This is a genomic window from Thermocrispum municipale DSM 44069 (assembly GCF_000427825.1).
Classification (GTDB): domain Bacteria; phylum Actinomycetota; class Actinomycetes; order Mycobacteriales; family Pseudonocardiaceae; genus Thermocrispum; species Thermocrispum municipale.
Genome location: NZ_KE386593.1, coordinates 792,941 through 814,402 on the forward strand (window position 1 = coordinate 792,941; position 21,462 = coordinate 814,402).

Consider the following 21,462-nt stretch of genomic DNA (forward strand, 5'->3'; position numbering starts at 1 on the left):
TGGACAGCCGCAGGTCCGACGAGCGAGGAGGTGGTCGACGTGTCGAACCGGGACAACTGAGACGGACCGCGCATGACGGCCGAGCGAGGTGAGGAGGTGCCTTCGATGGCCAACCGGGACAACTGAGCAGACGGTGGGGAACGGCAGATCTGATCGAGGTGGAGGAGCACGTGGTGTCGAATCGCGACAACTGACGCAACGACGACGGGACAGTTCTGCCAGATGGAGAGGGGGCCGACATGGCCAACCGGGACAACTGAGCGGGCGTCGGCCGCGCACGCGGGCCGGCCGTGCCGCCCCAGCCCGCCGAACCGGCAAGCCCGGAATTCACGCCGCGCTCCGAACTCCGGGGGTATGCCGCACGCGAGCCCAGGAGATCGCAATGGGTATCGCGACAAGGACACCGAGCACGGCCGCGACGCCGATCGCGTTGGCGGCCCCGATCACGTCGGCGAGCCCGCCCGCGCCCAGTGCGCCGAGGCCCTGCACGGTGATCACGCCGGACGAGGCAAGACCGGTGCCCTGGGCACGCCGTTCGTCCGGCAGCCGCTCGGTGAACTGCACGACGGTCTGGAAGTGATATCCGGTGGCCAGTGCCCCGGACAGCGCCAGCAACAGCAGGGACACGATCAGCCCAGGCCGTAGCGCGAGCAGGATCAGCGGGATGCCTGCGGCGATGCCGAGGACGCCGAGCGCGCGGACGTTGGTCTCCTCGGAGACCCACCGGCCGAACACCGCCGCACCGATGACCGAGCCGAGCGGGTCGGCGGCCATCAGCAGGCCGACCGCGGCCGCCCCGGCACCGATCTCGTCGGAGTACGGCGCCGCCAGGCCTTCGGCGACGACGTAGAAGCCGGCGAGCCAGTTCAACGCGAGCAGCGTGCGCAGCGCGGGCACCTTGGCCACCAGCCGGGCGCCCGCGGCGATGGACGCCAGGTAGGACTGCTCACTGTCGTCACCGTCGCGCGGGGCGGCGGCAGGGCGGCGCTTGAGCAGCAGGAGCAGCGCGGCCGAGGCGATGAACGTGTTCGCGTTGACACCCAGCGCCACGTACGGCCCCCACTGCGCGACCATGAACCCGCCGCCGGCGAACCCGATGAGCTGGGCGGCCTGCGAACTGATGTTGCGCAGCGCCATGCCCACCCGGAACTTGCCTCCGGTGAGCACGTCGGGCAGCAGTGCCTGCTGGGCGGCCTTGAACGGGCCGTTGAGCAGCGTCACCGCCGCCACCAGCACGCACAGCACCCACAGCGGCATCCCGGGCACGATCATCAGCCCGACCAGCACGGCCCGGCCGAGGTCGCTGGCGATCATCACGGATCGTCGCGGGTAACGGTCGCCGAGACCGCCGAGCAGGACCCCGCCGGCCAGGGCAGGCAGGAAAGTGAGCGCATAGGTCAGCGCGGTCAGCGCGGCCGAGTCCGTCCGGTCGAACACCAGGATGGACAATGCGACGCGGGCGATCTGATCACCCGCGACGGAGAGCACCTCGGCCAGCCACATGGCCCGGAACTCGGCCACTCGCAGGACGGCGGTGAACGTCGGCGTACTCACGGCGAACCTTCTCCCCCCTTTGCGGCCCCCTCGTTTACACCGCGCGGCGGAGGCTAGCAGCGAGTGGCCACGGCGTCAGCCACTACGAGGTGGAATCAGTCGAATTCCCGGTGTAATCACGGGGAGGTTCCCCCAAACCGGGCATTTCGGAACCCGCGCCGTCGCGGTCGTCGGGCCGTTCGGCCCGGCGATGACGGTACCCCTGCGGTCGCAGCCGGTACGCCGGATCCGCGGGCACGGGTGACGCACGTCCCTTTCGCCCGGCACGAAAGGGAGTCGGCGCGCCGGCCCGGGTGTCGTGAGGGAGTCGGTTCACCACGCGCAGGCCCGGGTTGCCTCGGCGCGAGAAGAAGTGGGTTCACCGCGTGCAGGCCTGGGTTGCCTCGGCACGTAAGGGAGTCGGCTCACGGTGCTTGGGCCCGGGCTACCTCGGCGCGAAAAGGAGCCGGTTCAGCTCGCGCACCCGAGCTGAACCGGCTCCTTCGGCCCGTCAACGACGAGCGATCAGTCTTCGTCCTCGACCCAGTCGAAGGTCTTGGTGACGGCCTTCTTCCAGTTCTTGTACTCCCGCTCGCGCCGGGCCTCGTCCATGTTCGGCTCCCAGCGCTTGTCCTCGGCCCAGTTCGACCGGATGTCGTCCTCGGACTCCCAGAATCCGACGGCGAGACCCGCGGCGTAGGACGCACCGAGCGCGGTGGTCTCGTTGACCTTCGGGCGGATCACCGGCACTCCGAGGATGTCGGCCTGGAACTGCATCAGCAGGTCGTTGACCACCATGCCGCCGTCGACCTTGAGCGACTTCAGCGGAACGCCGGAGTCGGCGTTCATCGCGTCGATCACCTCGCGGGACTGGAACGCCGTGGCTTCTAGCACCGCGCGAGCCAGGTGGCCCTTGTTGACGAACCGGGTCAGGCCGACGATCGCGCCGCGGGCGTCGGAGCGCCAGTACGGCGCGAACAACCCGGAGAACGCGGGAACGAAGTACGCGCCACCGTTGTCCTCCACGGTGCGCGCGTGCTCCTCGATCTCGGCCGCCGAGGTGATCATCTTCAGGTTGTCGCGCAGCCACTGCACCAGCGACCCGGTCACCGCGATCGCGCCCTCCAGCGCGAACACCGGTGCGTTGTCGCCGATCTTGTAGCAGACCGTGGTGAGCAGGCCGTTCTGCGACAGCACCTTCTCCGTGCCGGTGTTGAGCAGGACGAAGTTACCCGTGCCGTAGGTGTTCTTGGCCTCGCCGGGCGACAGGCAGGCCTGGCCGAACGTGGCCGCCTGCTGGTCGCCCAGAATGCCCGCGATTCGCACGCCGCCGAGCGCGCCGCGTTCCCGGACCGTGCCGTAGACCTCGGACGACGAGCGGATCTGCGGCAGCATGGACATCGGGATGCCCATCTCGTCGGCGATCTCGGCATCCCAGTCGAGCGTGTCCAGATCCATCAACAGCGTGCGTGAGGCGTTGGTGGGATCGGTGATGTGCAACCCGCCGTTCGGGCCGCCCGTCATGTTCCACAACAGCCAGGTGTCCATGTTGCCGAACAACAGGTCACCGGCCTCGGCCCGCTCGCGCGCGCCCTCGACGTTGTCGAGGATCCACCTGACCTTCGGGCCGGAGAAGTACGTGGCCAGCGGCAGGCCGGTCTTCTCCCGGTACCGCTCCTGACCGCCGCCGAGCTCGCCGAGCCGGGCGATGATGCGGTCGGTGCGGGTGTCCTGCCAGACGATGGCGTTGTACACCGGCTTGCCGGTCTTGCGGTCCCACACCACGGTCGTCTCGCGCTGGTTGGTGATGCCGACCGCGGCGATGTCGGCCGCCGTCAGGTCCGCCTTGGCCAACGCGCCTGCGGCGACCGCTCGAGTGTTCTCCCAGATCTCTTCCGGGTTGTGCTCGACCCATCCGGCCTGCGGGAAGATCTGCTCGTGCTCCCGCTGCTCGACGGAAACCACCCCGCCGGAGTGGTCGAAGATCATGCAGCGGGTGGACGTGGTGCCCTGGTCGATCGCTGCGACGTAGGAAGTCATGGTGCTCCTTCTTCTGCGCGCTCAGGTCAAATGTGCCGGAGGCGATCCGGCGGTCGATTACAGCAGTGCCTGGGACAGCAGGCCGGCCAGCACACCGCCCACGATCGGGCCGAGCGCCGGCACCCACGCGTAGCCCCAGTCGCTGGAGCCCTTCTTGCCGGGAGCGTCCGCGCCAGGGCCGGGGTCCTCCGGCAGGTCGCCGCCGCCCGCGGTCACCCGGGCGCCTGCCATGCGGGAGCCCTTGTAGTGCAGCGGCAGCACCGCGTGCGCCACCCGTGGGCCCAGGTCACGAGCCGGGTTGATGGCGTATCCGGTCGGGCCACCGAGCGAGGCACCGATACCGACGACCAGCAGCGCCGCGGCGAGCGGACCGAGTTCGTGCGGCGTGTTGCCGAAGCTGAGGATGACGAAGACCAGCACGAACGTGGCGATCACCTCGGTGGTGAAGTTCCAGCCGTAGTTACGGATCTCCGGACCGGTGGAGAAGACACCGAGCTTCTTGGACTCGTCGGGTTCGGCATCGAAGTGCTGCTTGTAGGCCGCCCAGGCCAGGCACGCTCCGATGAATGCCCCGACGAACTGCGCGATGAGGTAGATCAACGTGGAGCCGATCGTGACGGCCACGCCGGGTGCGTACTCGTCGGCGCCGCTGGACAGGATGCCGAGCGTGACCGCCGGGTTGATGTGGCCGCCGGTGCGGTAGGCGACGAAAACCCCCGCGAACACGGCCAGGCCCCAGCCGAAGTTGATCAAGAGCCAGCCGCCGTCATACCCCTTGCTCTTGGTCAGCAACACGTTGGCGACCACTCCCGCGCCCAGCAAGATCAGCATCGCTGTGCCGACCAGCTCGCTGACGAATACCGTTCCTAGGTTCACAGCCCCTCCAAGCGTCCGATCATTGCGGGCACGTGAGGACGCGGAGCATCCCCTGCAACGCGACTTCGGTCGACGGCGTCGAACGGTTACGCGTTGCTCCTCGGGGAGTCACCCGCCAGCCCTCGCGAAGTTGATTATGGCGCAGCTCACAAGCTAACGGGTGAATTTGATTTTGCGACCCTGCCACGCGGAGATTTTTCGGCACCCGTCGCCGAGGGATCGGCCACATGGCCGGCGAGCGGCCCGGCGCTGTCACCTCACCGACTGGGCGCCAGGGCGAGTGCTCAGTGAGTCTCGGCCCTGCGGACAGCAACAGGCTGCGCAGGCTCGGCCTGCGCAGCCTGTCGTAGTGTCCTGCCTCAGCGGGTCAGCGGTGTGAAGTCCCGTGCGGCGATGAACTCCGGCCGCGGGGCGCTCGCCCCGAACGGCTCCACCAGCGTGTTCTCCACGCTGTTGAACACCAGGAAGATGTTCGACCGCGGGAACGGCGTGATGTTGTTGCCGGAGCCGTGCATGATGTTGGAGTCGAAGAACAGCGCCGAGCCCGCCGGCCCGGTGAATTGGTCGATGCCGTACTCGGCGGCCAGCTTGGTGATGTCGTCCTCGCTGGGCACGCCGATCTCCTGCTCGCGCAGCGACTCCTTGTAGTGGTTCTCCGGGGTCTCGCCCAGGCACTGCACAAACGTGTTCTGCGAGCCCGGCATGACCATCAGCCCGCCGTTGAACGGGTAGTTGTCGGTCAGCGCGATCGAACAGCTGACCGCCCGGGGTCGCGGCATGCCGTCCTCGGCGTGCCAGGTCTCGAAGTCGGAGTGCCAGTAGAACCCGGTGCCCCGGAAGCCAGGCATGTAGTTGACCCGGCTCTGGTGGATGTACACGTCGGAGCCCAGGATCTGCCGCGCCCGATCCAGGATGCGTTCGTCGCGCGCCAGCTCGGCGATGGCCTCGCTGATCTTGTGCACCTCGAAGATGGACCGGACCTCGCCAGAGCGTTTCTCGGTCACCACCCGCTCGTCCGACTTGAGCTGCTCGTCGGTGGTCAACCGGGTCAGCTCCTGCCAGTAGGTCTGCACCTCGGCGGGCGAGAGCAGGCCCTCGATGATGGTGTAACCGTTCTTGTCGTGTGCCGAGAGCCCCGCTGCGTCGAACGGACCGTCCTTCTCGGTGCCCCAGACGGTGGGGTCGGTCCGGTCGAGCAGCTGCGCCTGACCGCTGCTGAGTCGGGTCGGATAGGCGTCCTGAGTCCGGCTCTTTGCGAGAGTCACGTTGTTTCTCCTCCTACGAGCGCTTCATCTGCTGGTTTCGCTGTCTTCAGCCGTTTCCTTTCCTCTCGTCGGCGCCGAGGTCGCTGGGTGCGACGCAGGGCGCGTACCGCGTCCGTCGGGTGCGCGGCACCCGCGGACGGGGGTCTGTGCCTCGACTTCGTGCCCCGCGCGGCGCCGCGAGAAAAATCGGCGCCGGGCTACGAGGCGCCGCGTCACCGCCGGTGGCCCTCGCCTATTCCGGCAGCGACGTCGGTCGCTTGCGGCGTTCAGTACCCGCCGGGCATGCGTGACAAACCACCATGAGCTGAGCGACGTGCTCGTCGGCGATATCCACCGGGAAGCAGGGCGGAGTAGTCAGCCATTTTCAGGCCGACGGTGAAATCCGCCGAGCGTCGGTGTATATCGCGATCACGGGTGTTCGCCCCCGTGCTGGCGATATTGCGCAGCGGGTTTATCTCAATAGCTGTTATTGAATTGGTGAGATTTTAAGTTTTGTCGTGTTGGTTGAAATGTCGATCGAGTGGGCGGTCGCGCTGTGCGCGCGGCACGTGCGCTGGTCGTCGCGCTGCGTGGCCGAAACCGAGGTGTCGGTGCTCGCGGTCGAAAACAGGCCGAGCCGATGTCCGCCCTCGGCGGCCGAGCCGCGTCACCCTCCGCGGCTGAGCGCGCTGCCGAGCGGAGTCGTTCCCAATACTGCGCGTGCTCCCCAGAGTTTCATGCCGTCGGCACGCAGTGAGTGCTTTCCGGACATGGTTCGGAACGTAACAGATAAAGCGATCCCGTTCAGCCACCCGCTAAGCACAATAAGCGGCTTACCTGCAATAACACTGACCGTAGTGTGACAATATCGACAACCGGGTTCCGTGTTGTACGGAAATGTGCTAACGCGCCGCGCGCGATCTTTGTGGGAAACACGCTAGTGGCAACGTGGCGTCACGCAAAGACGAAGCGCGTCGCGTCGCGCGGGAAGTCCGACCAGGCCAGCACCTTGCGCGGGACCAGCACGTGCGCACCGCGCCACAGGTCGACGTTCGCAGGTCCGTACTCCGGGTACTTCTCCGCGAACGTGGTGGCGAGCCGCTCGGCGAGCTCGTCCGCGGTGCCCGCTTCGGTCACCGTGCCTTCGACGATGACCACGTCCCACGGGTGCGGCAGATGCATGGTCACTTCGGGGTTTGCGGCCACCAGGCGCCGATGCAGCGTCTCCGGGCTGCCGCCGTGGTACCAGCGGTCGTCGATCCACAAGCCGTCCAGCGGCACCACGTGCGGGCTGCGGCCACCCCTGTTCGACGCGAACCAGTACTGCTTGGCCTGCTCGAGCTTCGCTCGAACATCCGGCCAGCTCTGTGTTGTGATTTGTCGGCCGTACTCGGCGGGCATGGGCAGCGGCTGCGCGACAGGGGTGCTCATGCCTGCAGTACAGCACCGCCCACCGACAAACAACGGCGGCCCGCCGAGCTGGTTCGACGGGCCGCCGTGTCTGCGCTGATCAGTCTTCCTCGTTGCGAACCTCGACACCGATGTCCGGGTTGTCGGTGAACACGCCGTCCACGCCCGCGTCGAAATAGGCCTGGAGCTCCTCGTGGATCCGGCCGTAGTGCGCCGGGTTGTCCGACGAGCGGAAGTCGGCTGGCAGGAAGGAGTTCTCCGCACGGAACGTGTAGGGGTGCACGGTCAGCCCGGCGCGATGCGCATCGCGTACCAGCGCGGTCGGCTCACCGAGCGTCTCGTCCTTGTTCCACGGAATGACCTGCTGCTTGTCCGGGCCGATGCCGTCGGCGTAGCCGGCGATCTCGCGCAGGCCGGACGGTGTGATCAGGTCGGCGTAGGTGCGCGGGTCGCCGGAGTCGACGAAGTCGTACGGCGCACCCTCGGCGGCCACCAGCTGCACCAGCGGCACGCGCAGCTGCTTGTCCAGCTCCTTGAGGTTGGACACCTCGAACGACTGCACGAAGACCTTGGCGTTCGGGTGGTTCAGTCCCGCCTTCTTCAGTGCGGCCACCAGCGGCGGCTCGAGCGGAAGACCGATCTTGCGGAAGTACGTCGGGTGCTTGGTCTCCGGGTAGACGCCGATGGGTCGACCCAGCTCCTTGGACAGCCGCTTGGCCTCCTGCAGGACCTCGGTGAACGTCGGGATGGTGTACCGCTCGTCGTAGATGGTGTTGCGCTGGCGGACGTCCGGGATGCGCTCCTTGGCCCGCAGCGTCTTCAGTTCGGCGAGCGTGAAGTCCTCGGTGAACCAGCCACTGATCTCCTGGCCGTCGATGGTCTTGGTGGTCTTGCGGTCGGCGAACTCCGGGTGGTCGGCCACGTCGGTGGTGCCGCTGATCTCGTTCTCGTGCCTGGCCACCAGGACGCCGTCCTTGGTCGACACCAGGTCCGGCTCGATGTAGTCGGCACCCATCTGCGCGGCCAACCGGTAGGAGGCCAGCGTGTGTTCCGGGCGATAGCCGGACGATCCACGGTGACCGATGACCACATCCCTGCTCGCGTGCGGACCGCCCGGATGTCCGGTGGCGAAATCGGACTCCGCCTGGGCGGCCGGCACGACGAAGCCGCACGTGACGACCAGCCCGGCAGCCCCGGCAAGTACCGCCATGCGTCGAACCCACTTCCTGTACATGTCGCCCTCCAGCTGGGTCGAACCCTCGATGCGGACCTTGACCGGCCTCGTCAACGGCCGCCTGTCAGTGGCAATACCTTTCGGTGGCCACGTCGTTAATTTCTCGCACGAGGTGAATTTGGCCAAGGCGCGATACAGTATTCGGGCTTCAGGGTCCGGGCGAGGGAAGCAGGAGAACACTTGAGCGACCGCGGCGACAGTACGTCGGAGCGGCCGGCCGCACATCCGTCCGCCTCGGACGAACCGCCGATAGGCGGGGACTCCGGGGCTGCCAGTGGGGACGGCACCGGCGAAGGCGTATTCCGGTGGTTCTCATGGCTGGTCATGGCGCTCGCCGTCGGAGGTGCCGTCGCGACAGCGCTGCGGGAGCCGCTGACGTTCACCTCGGCGACCATCCCGATGGCGATCGCGTTGCTCGTGGCGTTCGTCGCCGCGGAGACCCTGGCGATCAACATCGACGTCCGCAGCGGCATCTCGTGGACGGTGTCGTTCACCGAGATTCCGCTGGTCATCGGGCTGCTGGTGGCCGAGTTCGAAGTGGTCCTCGCCGCTCACGTGCTGGCCGGTGTCGGCACGTTGGTGGCCCGCGGGGTCAACCGTCGCAAGCTCTACAACACCGGCGTCCTGATCATCGAGATCACCTGCGCGTACGCGGTGGCCGCGGTCGTGACCGATGCCATGGGGGCGAGCGCCACGACATGGCAGGCCGCCTTCGCCGGCGCGGTGGCGGCGCCGGTGGCGAGCACGGTGCTGGCCATGGCCTCGGTCTGGGTGCTGCGCAACCGGATGAAGCCGGCCACCGGGCTGCGGTTCATGGCCCGCGTGCTGGTCGTCGGCGTGATCAACGCATCGGCCGGGCTGGCCGGGTACCTGGTTGCCACCGAGGTGCCCGCAGGGTGGCTGCTGGTCGCCGCGATGGGAATCGGCCTGGCCGGGCTGTACTGGGCCTACGGTGACCTGCTCAGGGAACAGCGGGACATCGACGCGCTGGCCGACGTGAGCCTGATGGTCGCGCGATCCGGCCAGCTGACCGACTCCGGTCTGCCCGGCGAGTTCGGTCCGGCGGACTGGCAAGCGCTGGCCGCGCGGATCAAGGATCAGCTGGCCGCCCGGCGCGTCGTGCTGCGGCTGCGGCTGGACGGCGCGAGCACGTTGATCACGGTGGTCGCCGGTGATCCGCTCGAAGGCGATGACGTCACGGCGGACGACCCGCTGATCCGGCTTCAGCACAGCCGCCCGCGGCACGTCCGGATGGTCGACAGCCGGCCGGACGTCCGACGCGCTCTGCACGCCCGCGGTGCCGACGAAGTGCTGATCTGCCCGCTGCGCAGCGCGACCCAGCTGCTCGGCGTGGTGGAGGCGCACGACCGTCGCTCGCGGTGGCGCGGCTTCGCGGCGGCCGACCTGCAGTTGCTGGGGGCGATGTCGGCACACCTGGCGACCGCGCTGGACAACCGCAGGCTGACCGCGACGCTCAAACACGACGCGTACCACGACCCGCTCACCGGCCTGCTCAACCGCCCGGGCATCTCGCACGCCGCGCGCGGCCCGCTGGCGTCCGGCCGCACCACCGTGCTGCTGCGGGTCGACCTGGACAACTTCTCCACGGTCTGCGACGCACTCGGCTACGCCTGGGCCGATCGGATGGTCAGCATCGCGGGCAGGCGGCTGGTCGAGGTGCTCGGCGCCGACGTCCCGGTGGCCAGGTTGGAGGGGGCGTCGTTCGCGGCCCTGCTGACCTGCCCCGAGCCGCTGGCGCATCAGATCGCCGAGCAGGTGCGCAGCGAGCTGTCCATGCCGTACCCGATCGATCGGTTGACCGTCGAGGCGCACGCGATCGTCGGCTACGCCAGTAGTGACGTCGACGACGCGGTCGGCCGGATGGATGTCGACGGCCTGCTGCAGCGCGCGGACGTCGCCCTGCGGGCGATCAGCAGCAGCGGCAGCACGGACGAGGTGCGCGGCTACGTCCCCAGCATGGGGCAGATCTTCATGCGGCGGTTCCAGCTGGTCAGCCAGTTCCGTCAGGCGCTGGAGAGCAACCAGGTCACCGTGCACTACCAGCCGAAGATCTCGCTGCCGAAACGCACCGTGCTCGGCGTGGAGGCGCTGGTGCGGTGGAAACACCCCGAGTTCGGCGACCTGCACCCCGACGAGTTCATCCCACCGATCGAAGCCGCCGGACTGATCGGCGCACTCACGTCGTTCGTGCTGGACGAGGCGCTGGCCAGGGCCCGCAAGTGGCTCGACGCCGGCCTGCGCATCTCGGTCGCAGTGAACATGAGCGTGCGCAGCCTCTCCGACGAGGAGTTCCCCGGCCTGGTGGCCGCCGCGCTGCAGCGGTTCGAGGTGCCGCCGGAGCTGCTGACGCTCGAGCTGACCGAGTCCGGGGTGATGGCCGACCGGCAACGGGCGCTGCCCATCCTGCGCGAGCTGCACGCGCTCGGTGTGGTGCTGGCGGTCGACGACTTCGGCACCGGCTACTCGTCACTGGCGTACTTGCGTCAGCTGCCGGTGGACGAGGTCAAGATCGACAAGAGCTTCGTACTGGGCATGGGCACCGACCTCAACGACCTGGCCGTGGTGCGCTCGATCGTCGAACTCGGTCACTCGCTCGGGCTGACCGTGGTCGCCGAAGGCGTCGAGGAGGACGTGGCGCGCGATCAGCTCGAGGCGATGGGGTGTGACGTCGCTCAGGGCTACCTGATCTCGCGACCGCTGTCCGAGGAGCGACTCGAGGCGTGGCTGCACGCCCGCACCGCCCGTGGCCTGGGCGTTCAGTCCGAAACGGTGCTCAAGTTGCTCAGTTGACCCCCCGCTGTACAACCCCCTGCGGGCGGGTTGTAAAGTTTCTGGTGCTCGAGCGAGAGCACGCCCCTTTAGCTCAGTCGGCAGAGCGTCTCCATGGTAAGGAGAAGGTCTACGGTTCGATTCCGTAAAGGGGCTCCAAGCCAACCACATGGCGGGGTAGCTCAGGTGGTTAGAGCACACGGCTCATAATCGTGGTGTCGCGGGTTCAAGTCCCGCCCCCGCTACGCGAGTAAGTAGTTCGAGAAGGCGCCACGGCGCGCCACGAGGAAGGACACGCAGTGGCTGCCACCGATGTGCGACCGAAGATCACGCTGGCGTGTGAGGAGTGCAAGCACCGCAACTACATCACGCGCAAGAACAAGCGGAACAACCCGGATCGGCTCGAGCTGAAGAAGTTCTGCATGAACTGCGGCAAGCACCAGCTGCACAAGGAGACCCGCTGACCCGTCCCGGCCGGCGGATAAGCTCCTGACGTGGCACTCAGTCAGTCATTCGTCGGGCGGTGCTATCCGCCCAAGGGAACGTACGAAGTCAGTCGGGAAAAGATCGCCGAGTTCGCCGACGCGATCGGTGACACCAGCCCGCTCAGCCGCGACAAGGCGGCCGCGCAAGCCGCGGGCTACCCGGACGTCATCGCCCCTCCGACGTTCTTGACGATCATCAACCTGGACGCCATCAACGCGATCATCAACGACCCCGAGCTGGGTCTTGACTACTCGCGGATGGTGCACGGCGACCAGCGTTTCCACTACACCCGCCCGGTGCACGCGGGCGACAAGCTGCGCATCACCACCTACGTCGACGAGATCTTCGACCGGATGGGCAACGACTTTCTGAACCTGCGCGCCGAGATCACCGACGAGTCCGACGAGCTGGTGTGCACCACTCGTGCCCAGCTGGTCGTCCGGGGAGCGGACGCATGACCGCTGATCTGTCCGCCGTGGAGGTCGGCACGCAGCTGCCGCCGCTGACCGCCCGGATCACCCGCAAGGACCTGATCCGTTACGCGGGTGCGTCGCTGGACTTCAACCCGATCCACTGGAGCGACCGGCAGGCCACCGAGTCCGGCCTGCCCGGCGTGATCGCCCACGGCATGCTCACCATGGCGCTGGCCGGCCGCCTGGTCACCGAGTGGGCCGGGGACTCCGGCCGGGTGATCGATCTGTTCGCGCGGTTCACCCGCCCGGTCGTGGTGCCGGACGACGACACCGGCGCCGAGGTCGAGCTCACCGGAAAAGTCACCGAGGTGGCGGACGGGAAAGCCACCGTGGCCGTCACCGCGAAGTTCGAAGGCCGCCCGGTGCTCGGCAAGGCGACCGCTGTCGTCCGCATCGACTGACGACGTCTCGAAGCAGCGAAAAGTCCGCTGGAGCCGGCCTGCTCCAGCGGACTTTTCGTCGGCTCAGTGCACCTCGCTGAGCAGTTTGCCCAGTCGCGAGACACCCTCCACCAGGTCGTCGTCGGCCAGTGCGTAGGACATCCGGAAGTAGCCGGGCGTGCCGAACGCCTCACCGGGCACGATGGCCACTTCGGCGTGCTGCAGCACCAGGTCGGCCAGCTCCACGGTGTTGGTCGGGGTCGACCCGCGCAGCGGCTTGCCGAGGAACGACTTCATCGACGGGTAGGCGTAGAACGCCCCCTGCGGCGTGGGGCAGTCGACCCCGGGGATCTCCGACAGCATCGACACGATCTTGCGGCGCCGGGCGTCGAAGACCTTGCGCATCTCCGCGACAGCGTCCAGCGGGCCCGAGATCGCCGCCAGAGCGGCCTGCTGGGCCACGTTGGACACATTGCCGCACAGGTGCGACTGGAACGACGTGGCGGCCTTGATGACGTCCTGCGGGCCGTGGATCCAGCCGACCCGCCACCCGGTCATCGAGTACGTCTTGGCGACGCCGTTGAGCACCAGGGTGGTGTCGGCCAGCTCCGGCACCGCCTTGGTGATCGCGGTGGCCTCGACGCCGTCGTAGACCAGATGTTCGTAGATCTCGTCGGTGATCACCCAGATGCCGTGCTCCAGCGCCCAGCGGCCGATCGCCTCGACCTGCTCGCGCGGGTAGACCGCCCCGGTCGGGTTCGACGGGGAGTTGAACAGCAGCACCTTGGTGCGCTCGGTGCGCGCGGCCTCGAGTTGCTCGACGGTGACCAGGTACCCGGTCGACTCGTCCGCGGTCACCTGCACCGGAACCGCGCCTGCCAGCTTGATCGACTCCGGGTACGTGGTCCAGTACGGCGCCAGCAGCAGCACTTCGTCACCCGGGTCGCACAGCGTGGCGAACGCGGAATAGACGGCCTGCTTGCCGCCGTTGGTCACCAGCACCTGGGACGGGCTGATCTCGACACCGGAGTCGCGCAGCGTCTTGGCGGCGATCGCTTCGCGCAGCTGGGGCAGGCCGGCGGCCGCGGTGTAGCCGTGGTTGGCGCGGTCGCGCACCGCCTTGGCTGCCGCCTCCACCACGTAGTCCGGGGTGGGGAAGTCGGGCTGACCAGCGCCGAAGCCGATCACCGGGACGCCTTGCGCCTTGAGCTCCTTGGCCTTCGCGTCCACCGCCAAGGTGGCGGAGGGCTCGATCGAGGCGATACGCTCGGATATCCGACGGGCTTGCGCTGTGTGTGAAACGGCCATGCGTGCATCGTTTCACGGGACCGAGCGGCGGCACGAGTCGGCGTTGCCGTACACTTCCCAACTTGGAACGTCGATTACCGTGCACCCCGGGATCGCCACGGGGTTGGGTTCGCGTGTCCGCACCGGGTCGAGCGGAAGTTCGGCCGGAGGGGTGTAGCTCAATTGGCAGAGCAGCGGTCTCCAAAACCGCAGGTTGCAGGTTCAAGTCCTGTCACCCCTGCAAAGTGAACAGACTGGCCACCAGCTAAGGAGTTCAGGCGTGAGCGACGACGGCGCGAAGGGCAACGGCGAGGACGAGCAGCGTCCCCGTCGGCCGGAGACCGCCGCAGGTCGGCGTGCCCGGCGGCGCGCTGCCGGCGACGAGGCCAAGCAGCCCGCCGCCGTCGGCGCGAGCAAGGCCGGTCGTGGCTCGTCCGCCTCGAAGCCCGCCAAGGGCAAGGGTTCCGGCACGGCGGCCACCAAACGGGACGACGAGGAGAAGCGGTCGATCTTCGCCCGGATCGCTCGCTTCTTGCGGGAAGTCGTCGCGGAGCTGCGCAAGGTCATCTGGCCGACCCGCAAGCAGATGGTCACCTACACCGCGGTCGTGCTCGCCTTCGTCGCCTTCATGGTGGCGCTGGTCTGGGTGCTGGACTGGGTGTTCGCCAAGGCCGTCTTCGGGCTGTTCGGCTGATCGGCGCGAGCGAAGAGAGATTGTGAGGACTGCAACGTGACCTCGGACAACGCAGCCAACGGTGCTGCTGTCGACGCCGCGGAGGAAGCCGTGGCCGACGAGCACCAGCCGGAGACTGCCGAGGAGACCGCCGAGACCGCCACGGCCGAGGCCACCGACGCGGACACGGCGGACGCTGACGCCTCCGTCGCGGCCGACGCTGACGAGGAGCCCGACCCGGAGCAGAAGTTGCGCGAAGAGCTCAGCAAGCTGCCCGGGCAGTGGTACGTGGTGCACTCCTACGCGGGCTACGAGAACAAGGTCAAGGCCAACCTCGAGATGCGGCGGCAGACGCTGGACGTCGAGGACTACATCTTCCAGATCGAGGTGCCGACCGAAGAGGTCACCGAGATCAAGAACGGCCAGCGCAAGCAGGTGCAGCGCAAGGTGCTGCCCGGCTACATCCTGGTCCGCATGGAGCTCAACGACGCCTCGTGGGCGGCGGTGCGCAACACCCCGGGCGTGACCGGGTTCATCGGTGCGACGAACAACCCGTCGCCGCTGAGCCTGGACGACGTGGTGAAGTTCCTGCTGCCCAAGGAGGAGAAGGCAGCACCGTCGAAGGCGAAGGCCGGTGCCGAGCAGGCCGACGACGCCGGTGCCGCCGAGGCCATCGAGGTCGACTTCGAGGTCGGCGAGTCGGTCACCGTCATGGACGGCCCGTTCGCGACGCTGCCCGCCACGATCTCCGAAGTCAACCCGGTTGCCCAGAAGCTGAAGGTGCTCGTGTCCATCTTCGGCCGGGAGACGCCGGTCGAGCTGGGCTTCCACCAAGTCTCCAAGATCTGACGGTCACACAGCGGACCGGCAGAACTTGTAGGAACCCGCGCTACGGCAGGTGCGCGGGAGGAACCACACACAAGGAAACGACATGCCACCCAAGAAGAAGAAGCTGGCGGCGATCATCAAGCTGCAGATCGCCGCAGGCCAGGCCAACCCGGCCCCGCCGGTCGGCCCCGCGCTGGGTCAGCACGGCGTGAACATCATGGAGTTCTGCAAGGCCTACAACGCCGCGACCGAATCGCAGCGCGGCAACGTGGTGCCGGTGGAGATCTCCGTCTACGAGGACCGCTCGTTCGACTTCAAGCTCAAGACCCCGCCGGCGGCGAAGCTGCTGCTGAAGGCCGCAGGTGTGGACAAGGGCTCCGGCGAGCCGCACAAGAACAAGGTCGGCACGGTGACCTGGGACCAGGTCAAGGAGATCGCCGAGACCAAGAAGGCCGATCTCAACGCCACCGACGTCGAGCAGGCGGCCAAGATCATCGCCGGCACCGCCCGGTCGATGGGCATCACGGTCGAGTAATCACCAACCCCCAGTGGGAGGGCCACGCGCTGGCCCGGACACCACAACTGATCCGCAAAGGACAGCATCATGGCAAAGCGCAGCAAGAGCTATCTGCAGGCGGCGGAGAAGATCGACCGCAGCAGGCTGTACGCACCGCTCGAGGCGATCAAGCTCGCCAAGGAAACCTCCACCACCAAGATGGACGCGACGGTCGAGGTCGCCATGCGCCTGGGCGTTGACCCGCGCAAGGCGGACCAGATGGTCCGGGGCACCGTGAACCTGCCGCACGGCACCGGTAAGACCGTCCGGGTCGCTGTCTTCGCGACCGGTGAGAAGGCGGCGGAGGCCGAGCAGGCCGGCGCCGAGGTGGTCGGCAGCGACGACCTGATCGAGCGCATCCAGGGCGGCTGGCTGGACTTCGACGCCGCGATCGCCACGCCGGACCAGATGGCCAAGGTGGGTCGCGTCGCCCGCATCCTGGGTCCGCGTGGCCTGATGCCGAACCCGAAGACCGGCACCGTGACGCCGAACGTGGCCAAGGCGGTGTCCGACATCAAGGGCGGCAAGGTCAGTTTCCGAGTGGACAAGCAGGCCAACCTGCACTTCATCATCGGCAAGGCGTCGTTCGACGTGGAGAAGCTGGTGGAGAACTACGCCGCCGCGCTGGACGAGATCCTGCGGGCCAAGCCGTCGGCGGCGAAGGGCCGGTACCTGAAGAAGGTCACCGTCACCACGACGATGGGCCCTGGCATCCCGGTCGACCCGTCCCGCACCCGCAACCTGCTGGAGCCGGAGTCGTCGGCGGCCTGATACGCCGAGAAGCCACCTGAAGGGCGGCCCGCAGCGTGCGGGTCGCCCTTCGGCTTTGTCTGGGAAGCTTCGTGTCCTCGGACAGCGTTAAGGCGCCGGCTCGCGGCCTGTCGGTGGCGACGGCTATCTCAGGGCTTCTTCGGGCACTTCCGCGGGCCGGGTTCGTAGCCGGTGATGCTCCATTGCTCGCCGTAGGCCTGCGGCAGCCGCGTGACCGTGAATGTGCCGAGTGCCGGACCACCCTGGATACCGCCGGTCTGGTAGGCCGCCTCGCACGAGTCGATGGTCACCGACTCGCCTGGCTTGGTGCTGGAGACCTCCTTGTAACGCTCGCCCGGCGTGCTGGACGGAATCGATTCGGCGTAAGAGTTCGCACCGTTGACGGAGCGGACCTCCTTGCTGATGTTGCGAACCGCGTCCTCGCATGTCGGATAGCCCATGCCCGCGGCAAAGGCCTTGTCGGATCCCTGCGCGAAACGCAGACAGGCGTACTCGACGTCACCTTGGGCGATGTCGTGATAAATCCGCCGTACGGCTTCATAGGGGTCGCCGGCCCAGTGGGGTCCCTCCTGCTCGATGGGCACCTCGCGATTGCGTTGGGCCTGCTCAGCGGGGGTGAGCGGCTCGTCCGGGCCGAGGAAGTAGTTGATGGCCAAGGCGGCCCCGATGACGATCGCGGCCAGCATCAGCAGCGCACCGACGATCTTGCCGCCGAGGCTGACCAGCCACCGCGGAGGTTTGCGCCTGCCGGGCGGAGCGTCTTGCGGCTGCTCGGCGTGCCGAGGTACGACCTCGCGCGAGGTGGCGGGCTGCATCTGCCCAGGCGTGGCGCGCTGCACTTGCCGGGACGGGGCGGGCTGCAGCTCCCCGGAGGTGGCGGACTGCGGCTGCTGCCCGGGAGGTGGTATCAGCCCGGCTTCCTTGGCGCGCTGAAACTCCTGGAAGCGCTGGAACTGCTGGAACTCCTGGAACAGGCGCAGTTGCTCCGGGTCCAGCTGCATGTCGGGGTCCTGCGCGGGATTCGGTCCCGCAGGTGCCGGAGCCGGCACGTTCGAGCCGGCCGGCGGGGTGGCCTGCTCGCCCGCCGGCGAGTCGGGCGAACCTGACCCGGCTTCGGTGCGAGGTGCCTCGGAGTGCGGAGCAGGCGCGGTGCCGGCCGGGTAGGCGCCCTGTGGCTGCTCAGCCTGCGTCGTGCCCTCTGCCGGGGCATGTCCGCGTTGCGGCTCGCCCGCGTTGTCCGGGTGCTGGTCCTCGTGTCGCTGATCCGCCACGGCGTCCATGATGCCTGCCGCCCGCAACCCCGTTTCGGCGGTCCGGCCGACTTGCCCCGGGTTGGGAAGCCGATCGATGCCGATCGAGCACAGGTCGGGCGAAGTGAGCCTGAGCCACCCGACGTTATCCCTACCCGCTGCAAGCGGCCCGAACCCCGTGACGTATTCTCGACAAGGTTCTACCGAAGACCGCTGGTCATCCACCCCACGGTGGATCGAAGGCCCCGCAGCCGCGGGCGGCCCGCGCAGGAGGACGAGGCTTGCCACGCTCCGCGTGCGCTTTTCACGCCCCGCGCCGCCCTGCGCCGGGGCGTTCGTCGTCTCCGGGCTCGGCCACGGTCGCCAGCCAAGAGAGGAGGCGCTGGATGGCGAAGCCCGACAAGGTGGCCGCCGTCGCGGAGCTGGCGGAAGACTTCCGCACCAGCTCGGCCGCGGTGATCACCAAGTTCGACGGCCTCTCGGTATCCCAGCTCACCGAGCTGCGTCGCGCTCTCGGCTCTGGTGCCAAGTATCGAGTCGCGAAGAACACCCTCATCAAGCGCGCCGCCGCCGATGCGGGTGTCACCGGGCTTGACGACCTGTTCGTCGGGTCGACCGCCATCGCCTTCGTCAAGGGCGAGCCGGTCGAGGCGGCGAAGGCGCTCAAGACGTTCGCGAAGGACAACGACGCCCTGGAGATCAAGGGCGGCTACATGGACGGCAACCCGCTTTCCGTCGACGAGATCAAGCGTCTCGCCGATCTGGAGAGCCGGGAGGTCCTGCTGTCCAAGGCCGCCGGTGCCTTCAAGGCGAAGCTGTCGCAGGCCGCCGCGCTGTTCGCGGCTCCTGCCTCGCAGGTCGCCCGGCTCGCCGCCGCGCTGGAGGACAAGCGCAAGAGCGAATCCGGCGACAGCACCGACACCCCAGCCGAGAGCTGACAAGAGCCCAAGCCCAGTAAGAAAGGAAGGCCAGCATGGCCAAGCTCAGCACCGACGAGCTGCTCGACGCGTTCAAGGAGTTGACGCTGATCGAGCTCAGCGAGTTCGTGAAGAAGTTCGAGGAGACCTTCGACGTCACCGCTGCGGCCCCGGTCGCTGCCGTGGCCGCCGCGCCGGGTGCCCCGGCCGCTGGTGGCGACGCCGCTGCCGCCGCCGAGCAGGACGAGTTCGACGTGGTTCTCGAGTCCGCTGGTGACAAGAAGATCCAGGTCATCAAGGTCGTCCGCGAGGTCGTTTCCGGCCTCGGCCTGAAGGAGGCCAAGGAGCTGGTCGAGTCCGCTCCGAAGCCGATCCTGGAGAAGGTCGACAAGGAGGCCGCCGAGGCGGCCAAGGAGAAGCTCGAGGGCGCCGGCGCGACCGTCAGCCTCAAGTAACTCCGCGTAACGCCAAGCGAACGCTGGACAAGGGCAGGCATCCGTTCGGGTGCCTGCCCTTGCTGCATTCAGGGCAGGCACCGTTGGCCAGCAAAGTGGTAACAGTGGCTATGAGCTAGGCCACGTTCACGGTAGGTTCCCCGGTGGGTCGCGCCGGTACTTCACCCGGAGGGGGCCGGTGTGTGAAAAGAACATGACTGGCGAGTAACCTGTGCCGCCCCGGTTCGTTGCACCGAGAAACTGCTGGACACGGGCGTGCCCTTCAGCAGCGCTGATTCAGGAGGACTGATGGGAGCCGAGGTCGTCGTCGAAGGGTTGACGAAGTCCTTCGGGAGCCAAACGATCTGGCGGGATGTGACGTTGACGTTGCCGCCGGGTGAGGTGTCGGCGTTGTTGGGCCCGTCGGGCACGGGTAAGTCGGTGTTTTTGAAGTCGATGATCGGGCTGCTCAAGCCGGAGCGTGGCAAGTGCATCATCAACGGCATCGACATCGTGTCGTGTTCGGAGTCGCAGCTGTATGAGGTGCGCAAGCTGTTCGGGGTGTTGTTCCAGGACGGTGCGTTGTTCGGGTCGATGAACTTGTTCGACAACGTGGCCTTCCCGTTGCGTGAGCACACCAAGAAGTCCGAGACCGAGATCCGCCGCAACGTGCTGGAGAAGCTGGAGATGACCGGTCTGGCCGGGGCGGAGCGCAAGTTGCCGGGGGAGATTTCCGGTGGTATGCGCAAACGTGCCGGGCTGGCGCGGGCGTTGGTGCTGGAGCCGGAGATCATCCTGGTGGATGAGCCGGACTCGGGGTTGGATCCGGTGCGCACCACCTACATCTCGCAGCTGTTCTTGGACGTCAACGCCCAGATCGACGCGACGTTTCTGATCGTGACGCACAACATCAACCTGGCGCGCACGGTGCCGGACAACATCGGCATGCTCTTCCGCAAGGAACTGGTCATGTTCGGCCCGCGCGAAGTGCTGCTCACCAGTGACGAGCCGGTGGTCAAGCAGTTCCTCAACGGGCGTATGGACGGCCCGATCGGCATGTCCGAGGAAAAGGACCAGGCCACCCTGGCCGCCGAGAAGGCCATGTTCGAAGCGGGCCACCACGCAGGCGGGGTCGAGGAGATCACCGGTGTGCCCAAACAGATGCAACCCACCCCGGGCCTGCCGCCCCGCGCCGGTGACAAACGCCGCACCGACCGCGTCATGACAATGCTGCACCAACTACCACCCAAAGCCCAACAAGCCATCATCGACTCCCTCACCGACGAACAACGCCAGCACTACGGTGTCCGCTCCCCGGCGGTAGTGGCGGCAGGTCGACCCACGCCGCGTCCGCGACCGCAGCAGCCTGCCGGGCCCGCCGGTGACCAGCCCGGCGTCCAGCGCGGGCAGTTGCCCGCCGACCAGGTGGCCCGCATTCCGGAGAACCGTTTCTCGCCCCGCCCGCCACGCGGTCAGGGAGGCGGTCAGTGACGTCACGTTCCGCGGTCTCGTTCCCAGGGCGGGGTGCCCTGGAGTCGACCGGAAAGCTGTTCGCGCTCGGCGCGGACGTCGTCCGGTTGACGTTCAAGCGGCCGTTCCAGACCCGCGAATTCATCCAGCAGGGCTGGTTCATCGCCGGGGTGTCGATCCTGCCCGCGATGCTGGTGTCCATCCCGTTCGGCGCGGTCGTCTCGCTGCAGCTGGGCCAGGTCGTCAACCAGCTGGGTGCCGCGTCGTTCACCGGTGCGGTCAGCGTGTTGGCCATCATCCAGCAGGCCTCGCCCATCGTCTGCGCGTTGATCGTCGCCGGCGCGGCAGGGGCCGCGATCTGTGCCGACATCGGCGCGCGCACCATCCGCGAGGAAATCGACGCGATGGAAGTGCTCGGCGTCTCCGCGGTGCATCGCCTCGTCGTGCCCCGCGTGCTGGCCTGCACCCTGGTGGCGCTGTTGCTGAACGGCGTGGTCAGCGTGGTGGGCGTGCTGGGTGGCTACTTCTTCAACATCATCCTGCAGGGCGGCACGCCGGGCGCCTACCTGGCGAGCTTCTCCGCGCTTGCGCAGTTGCCGGACCTGTGGATCTCCGAGATCAAGGCGGCGCTGTTCGGCTTCCTGGCCGGGGTGGTGGCCTGCTACCGCGGGTTGAACCCGCCGCCCGGCCCGAAAGGCGTCGGGGACGCGGTGAACCAGTCGGTGGTCATTACGTTCCTGCTGTTGTTCTTCGTCAACTTCATCCTCACCGCGGTGTACCTCACCGTCGTCCCACCGAAGACCGGGTGAT

The 21,462-nt window shown here is 67.7% G+C and carries 20 protein-coding genes and 3 tRNA genes; 15 read left to right on the top strand and 8 right to left on the bottom strand.

Translation table 11 applies throughout. The features are described from left to right. Positions 1 to 327 precede the first annotated feature (327 nt). The 6 genes from YWM_RS0119155 to YWM_RS24625 all read right to left on the bottom strand — a co-directional run bounded on the left by YWM_RS0119155 (position 328) and on the right by YWM_RS24625 (position 8,337). A complete protein-coding gene (locus YWM_RS0119155) occupies positions 328 to 1,554 on the bottom strand; it encodes an MFS transporter (protein ID WP_028852036.1) in 1,227 nt (408 codons plus the stop codon). 504 nt (positions 1,555 to 2,058) lie between these two features. After that, the gene (gene glpK / locus YWM_RS0119160) at positions 2,059 to 3,573 is read right to left on the bottom strand and encodes a glycerol kinase GlpK (protein WP_028852037.1); all 1,515 of its coding nucleotides are present in this window, start codon (positions 3,571 to 3,573) and stop codon (positions 2,059 to 2,061) included. Positions 3,574 to 3,630: 57 nt separating this feature from the next. Then, positions 3,631 to 4,449 (bottom strand): MIP/aquaporin family protein, encoded by an 819-nt coding sequence (locus tag YWM_RS0119165; RefSeq protein ID WP_028852038.1) that lies wholly within the window; start codon positions 4,447 to 4,449, stop codon positions 3,631 to 3,633. A 359-nt stretch (positions 4,450 to 4,808) separates the two neighbouring features. Beyond that, positions 4,809 to 5,714, bottom strand: coding sequence for an ectoine hydroxylase (gene thpD, locus YWM_RS0119170; protein ID WP_028852039.1), 906 nt, complete (start codon positions 5,712 to 5,714; stop codon positions 4,809 to 4,811). A gap of 933 nt (positions 5,715 to 6,647) precedes the next feature. After that, positions 6,648 to 7,124 carry a pyridoxamine 5'-phosphate oxidase family protein gene (locus tag YWM_RS24620; RefSeq protein ID WP_052345141.1) on the bottom strand — a complete coding sequence of 159 codons (477 nt, stop codon included), beginning with the start codon at positions 7,122 to 7,124 and terminating at the stop codon, positions 6,648 to 6,650. A gap of 79 nt (positions 7,125 to 7,203) precedes the next feature. After that, a complete protein-coding gene (locus YWM_RS24625) occupies positions 7,204 to 8,337 on the bottom strand; it encodes a glycerophosphodiester phosphodiesterase (RefSeq protein WP_211232536.1) in 1,134 nt (377 codons plus the stop codon). 180 nt (positions 8,338 to 8,517) lie between these two features. Here YWM_RS24625 and YWM_RS0119185 point away from each other — a divergent pair, with 180 nt between their 5' ends. From YWM_RS0119185 to YWM_RS0119210, 6 genes are all read left to right on the top strand, one after another. Continuing rightward, positions 8,518 to 11,148: a putative bifunctional diguanylate cyclase/phosphodiesterase gene (locus tag YWM_RS0119185; protein ID WP_028852040.1), complete on the top strand. Its 2,631-nt coding sequence runs from the start codon at positions 8,518 to 8,520 to the stop codon at positions 11,146 to 11,148. Between the two features lie 62 nt (positions 11,149 to 11,210). Further along, positions 11,211 to 11,286, top strand: a tRNA-Thr gene (locus tag YWM_RS0119190). 12 nt (positions 11,287 to 11,298) lie between these two features. Beyond that, a tRNA-Met gene (locus YWM_RS0119195) sits at positions 11,299 to 11,372 on the top strand. A gap of 54 nt (positions 11,373 to 11,426) precedes the next feature. After that, on the top strand, positions 11,427 to 11,591 hold the full coding sequence (gene rpmG, locus YWM_RS0119200; RefSeq protein WP_028852041.1) for a 50S ribosomal protein L33: 165 nt from the start codon (positions 11,427 to 11,429) through the stop codon (positions 11,589 to 11,591). 30 nt (positions 11,592 to 11,621) lie between these two features. Further along, entirely contained in the window at positions 11,622 to 12,071 is a 450-nt protein-coding gene (locus tag YWM_RS0119205) for a MaoC family dehydratase N-terminal domain-containing protein (protein WP_028852042.1), read from the top strand. Next, the gene (locus tag YWM_RS0119210) at positions 12,068 to 12,487 is read left to right on the top strand and encodes a MaoC/PaaZ C-terminal domain-containing protein (protein WP_028852043.1); all 420 of its coding nucleotides are present in this window, start codon (positions 12,068 to 12,070) and stop codon (positions 12,485 to 12,487) included. The genes YWM_RS0119205 and YWM_RS0119210 overlap by 4 nt, the downstream gene beginning before the upstream one ends. A 63-nt stretch (positions 12,488 to 12,550) precedes the next feature. Here the strand turns inward: YWM_RS0119210 and YWM_RS0119215 are convergent, their stop codons facing one another. Continuing rightward, positions 12,551 to 13,774 (bottom strand): pyridoxal phosphate-dependent aminotransferase, encoded by a 1,224-nt coding sequence (locus tag YWM_RS0119215; protein WP_028852044.1) that lies wholly within the window; start codon positions 13,772 to 13,774, stop codon positions 12,551 to 12,553. 147 nt (positions 13,775 to 13,921) lie between these two features. Between YWM_RS0119215 and YWM_RS0119220 the strand changes: the two genes are divergently transcribed. From YWM_RS0119220 to rplA, 5 genes are all read left to right on the top strand, one after another. After that, positions 13,922 to 13,994 (top strand) — tRNA-Trp (locus tag YWM_RS0119220). A 39-nt stretch (positions 13,995 to 14,033) separates the two neighbouring features. Then, on the top strand, positions 14,034 to 14,447 hold the full coding sequence (gene secE, locus YWM_RS0119225) for a preprotein translocase subunit SecE (protein ID WP_028852045.1): 414 nt from the start codon (positions 14,034 to 14,036) through the stop codon (positions 14,445 to 14,447). 36 nt (positions 14,448 to 14,483) lie between these two features. Next, positions 14,484 to 15,275, top strand: a complete 792-nt coding sequence (gene nusG / locus YWM_RS0119230) for a transcription termination/antitermination protein NusG (RefSeq protein ID WP_028852046.1) — start codon at positions 14,484 to 14,486, stop codon at positions 15,273 to 15,275. A gap of 82 nt (positions 15,276 to 15,357) precedes the next feature. Next, the gene (rplK, locus tag YWM_RS0119235; protein WP_028852047.1) at positions 15,358 to 15,789 is read left to right on the top strand and encodes a 50S ribosomal protein L11; all 432 of its coding nucleotides are present in this window, start codon (positions 15,358 to 15,360) and stop codon (positions 15,787 to 15,789) included. Between the two features lie 69 nt (positions 15,790 to 15,858). Continuing rightward, positions 15,859 to 16,581 carry a 50S ribosomal protein L1 gene (gene rplA / locus YWM_RS0119240; RefSeq protein ID WP_028852048.1) on the top strand — a complete coding sequence of 241 codons (723 nt, stop codon included), beginning with the start codon at positions 15,859 to 15,861 and terminating at the stop codon, positions 16,579 to 16,581. Between the two features lie 128 nt (positions 16,582 to 16,709). Here rplA and YWM_RS24630 read toward each other — a convergent pair whose 3' ends face one another. Then, positions 16,710 to 17,852, bottom strand: a complete 1,143-nt coding sequence (locus YWM_RS24630) for a hypothetical protein (protein ID WP_156914839.1) — start codon at positions 17,850 to 17,852, stop codon at positions 16,710 to 16,712. 365 nt (positions 17,853 to 18,217) lie between these two features. On the opposite strand from YWM_RS24630, the gene rplJ reads away from it, so the two are divergent. The 4 genes from rplJ (at position 18,218) to YWM_RS0119265 (ending at position 21,461) form a co-directional block, all read left to right on the top strand. Continuing rightward, positions 18,218 to 18,769 (top strand): 50S ribosomal protein L10, encoded by a 552-nt coding sequence (rplJ, locus tag YWM_RS0119250; RefSeq protein WP_028852049.1) that lies wholly within the window; start codon positions 18,218 to 18,220, stop codon positions 18,767 to 18,769. Between the two features lie 35 nt (positions 18,770 to 18,804). Then, positions 18,805 to 19,203, top strand: a complete 399-nt coding sequence (gene rplL, locus YWM_RS0119255; protein WP_028852050.1) for a 50S ribosomal protein L7/L12 — start codon at positions 18,805 to 18,807, stop codon at positions 19,201 to 19,203. Positions 19,204 to 19,491: 288 nt separating this feature from the next. Then, the gene (locus tag YWM_RS0119260; RefSeq protein ID WP_028852051.1) at positions 19,492 to 20,673 is read left to right on the top strand and encodes an ABC transporter ATP-binding protein; all 1,182 of its coding nucleotides are present in this window, start codon (positions 19,492 to 19,494) and stop codon (positions 20,671 to 20,673) included. After that, positions 20,670 to 21,461 (top strand): MlaE family ABC transporter permease, encoded by a 792-nt coding sequence (locus YWM_RS0119265; protein ID WP_028852052.1) that lies wholly within the window; start codon positions 20,670 to 20,672, stop codon positions 21,459 to 21,461. Before YWM_RS0119260 ends, YWM_RS0119265 begins: the two co-directional genes overlap by 4 nt. Position 21,462: the final 1 nt, after the last annotated feature.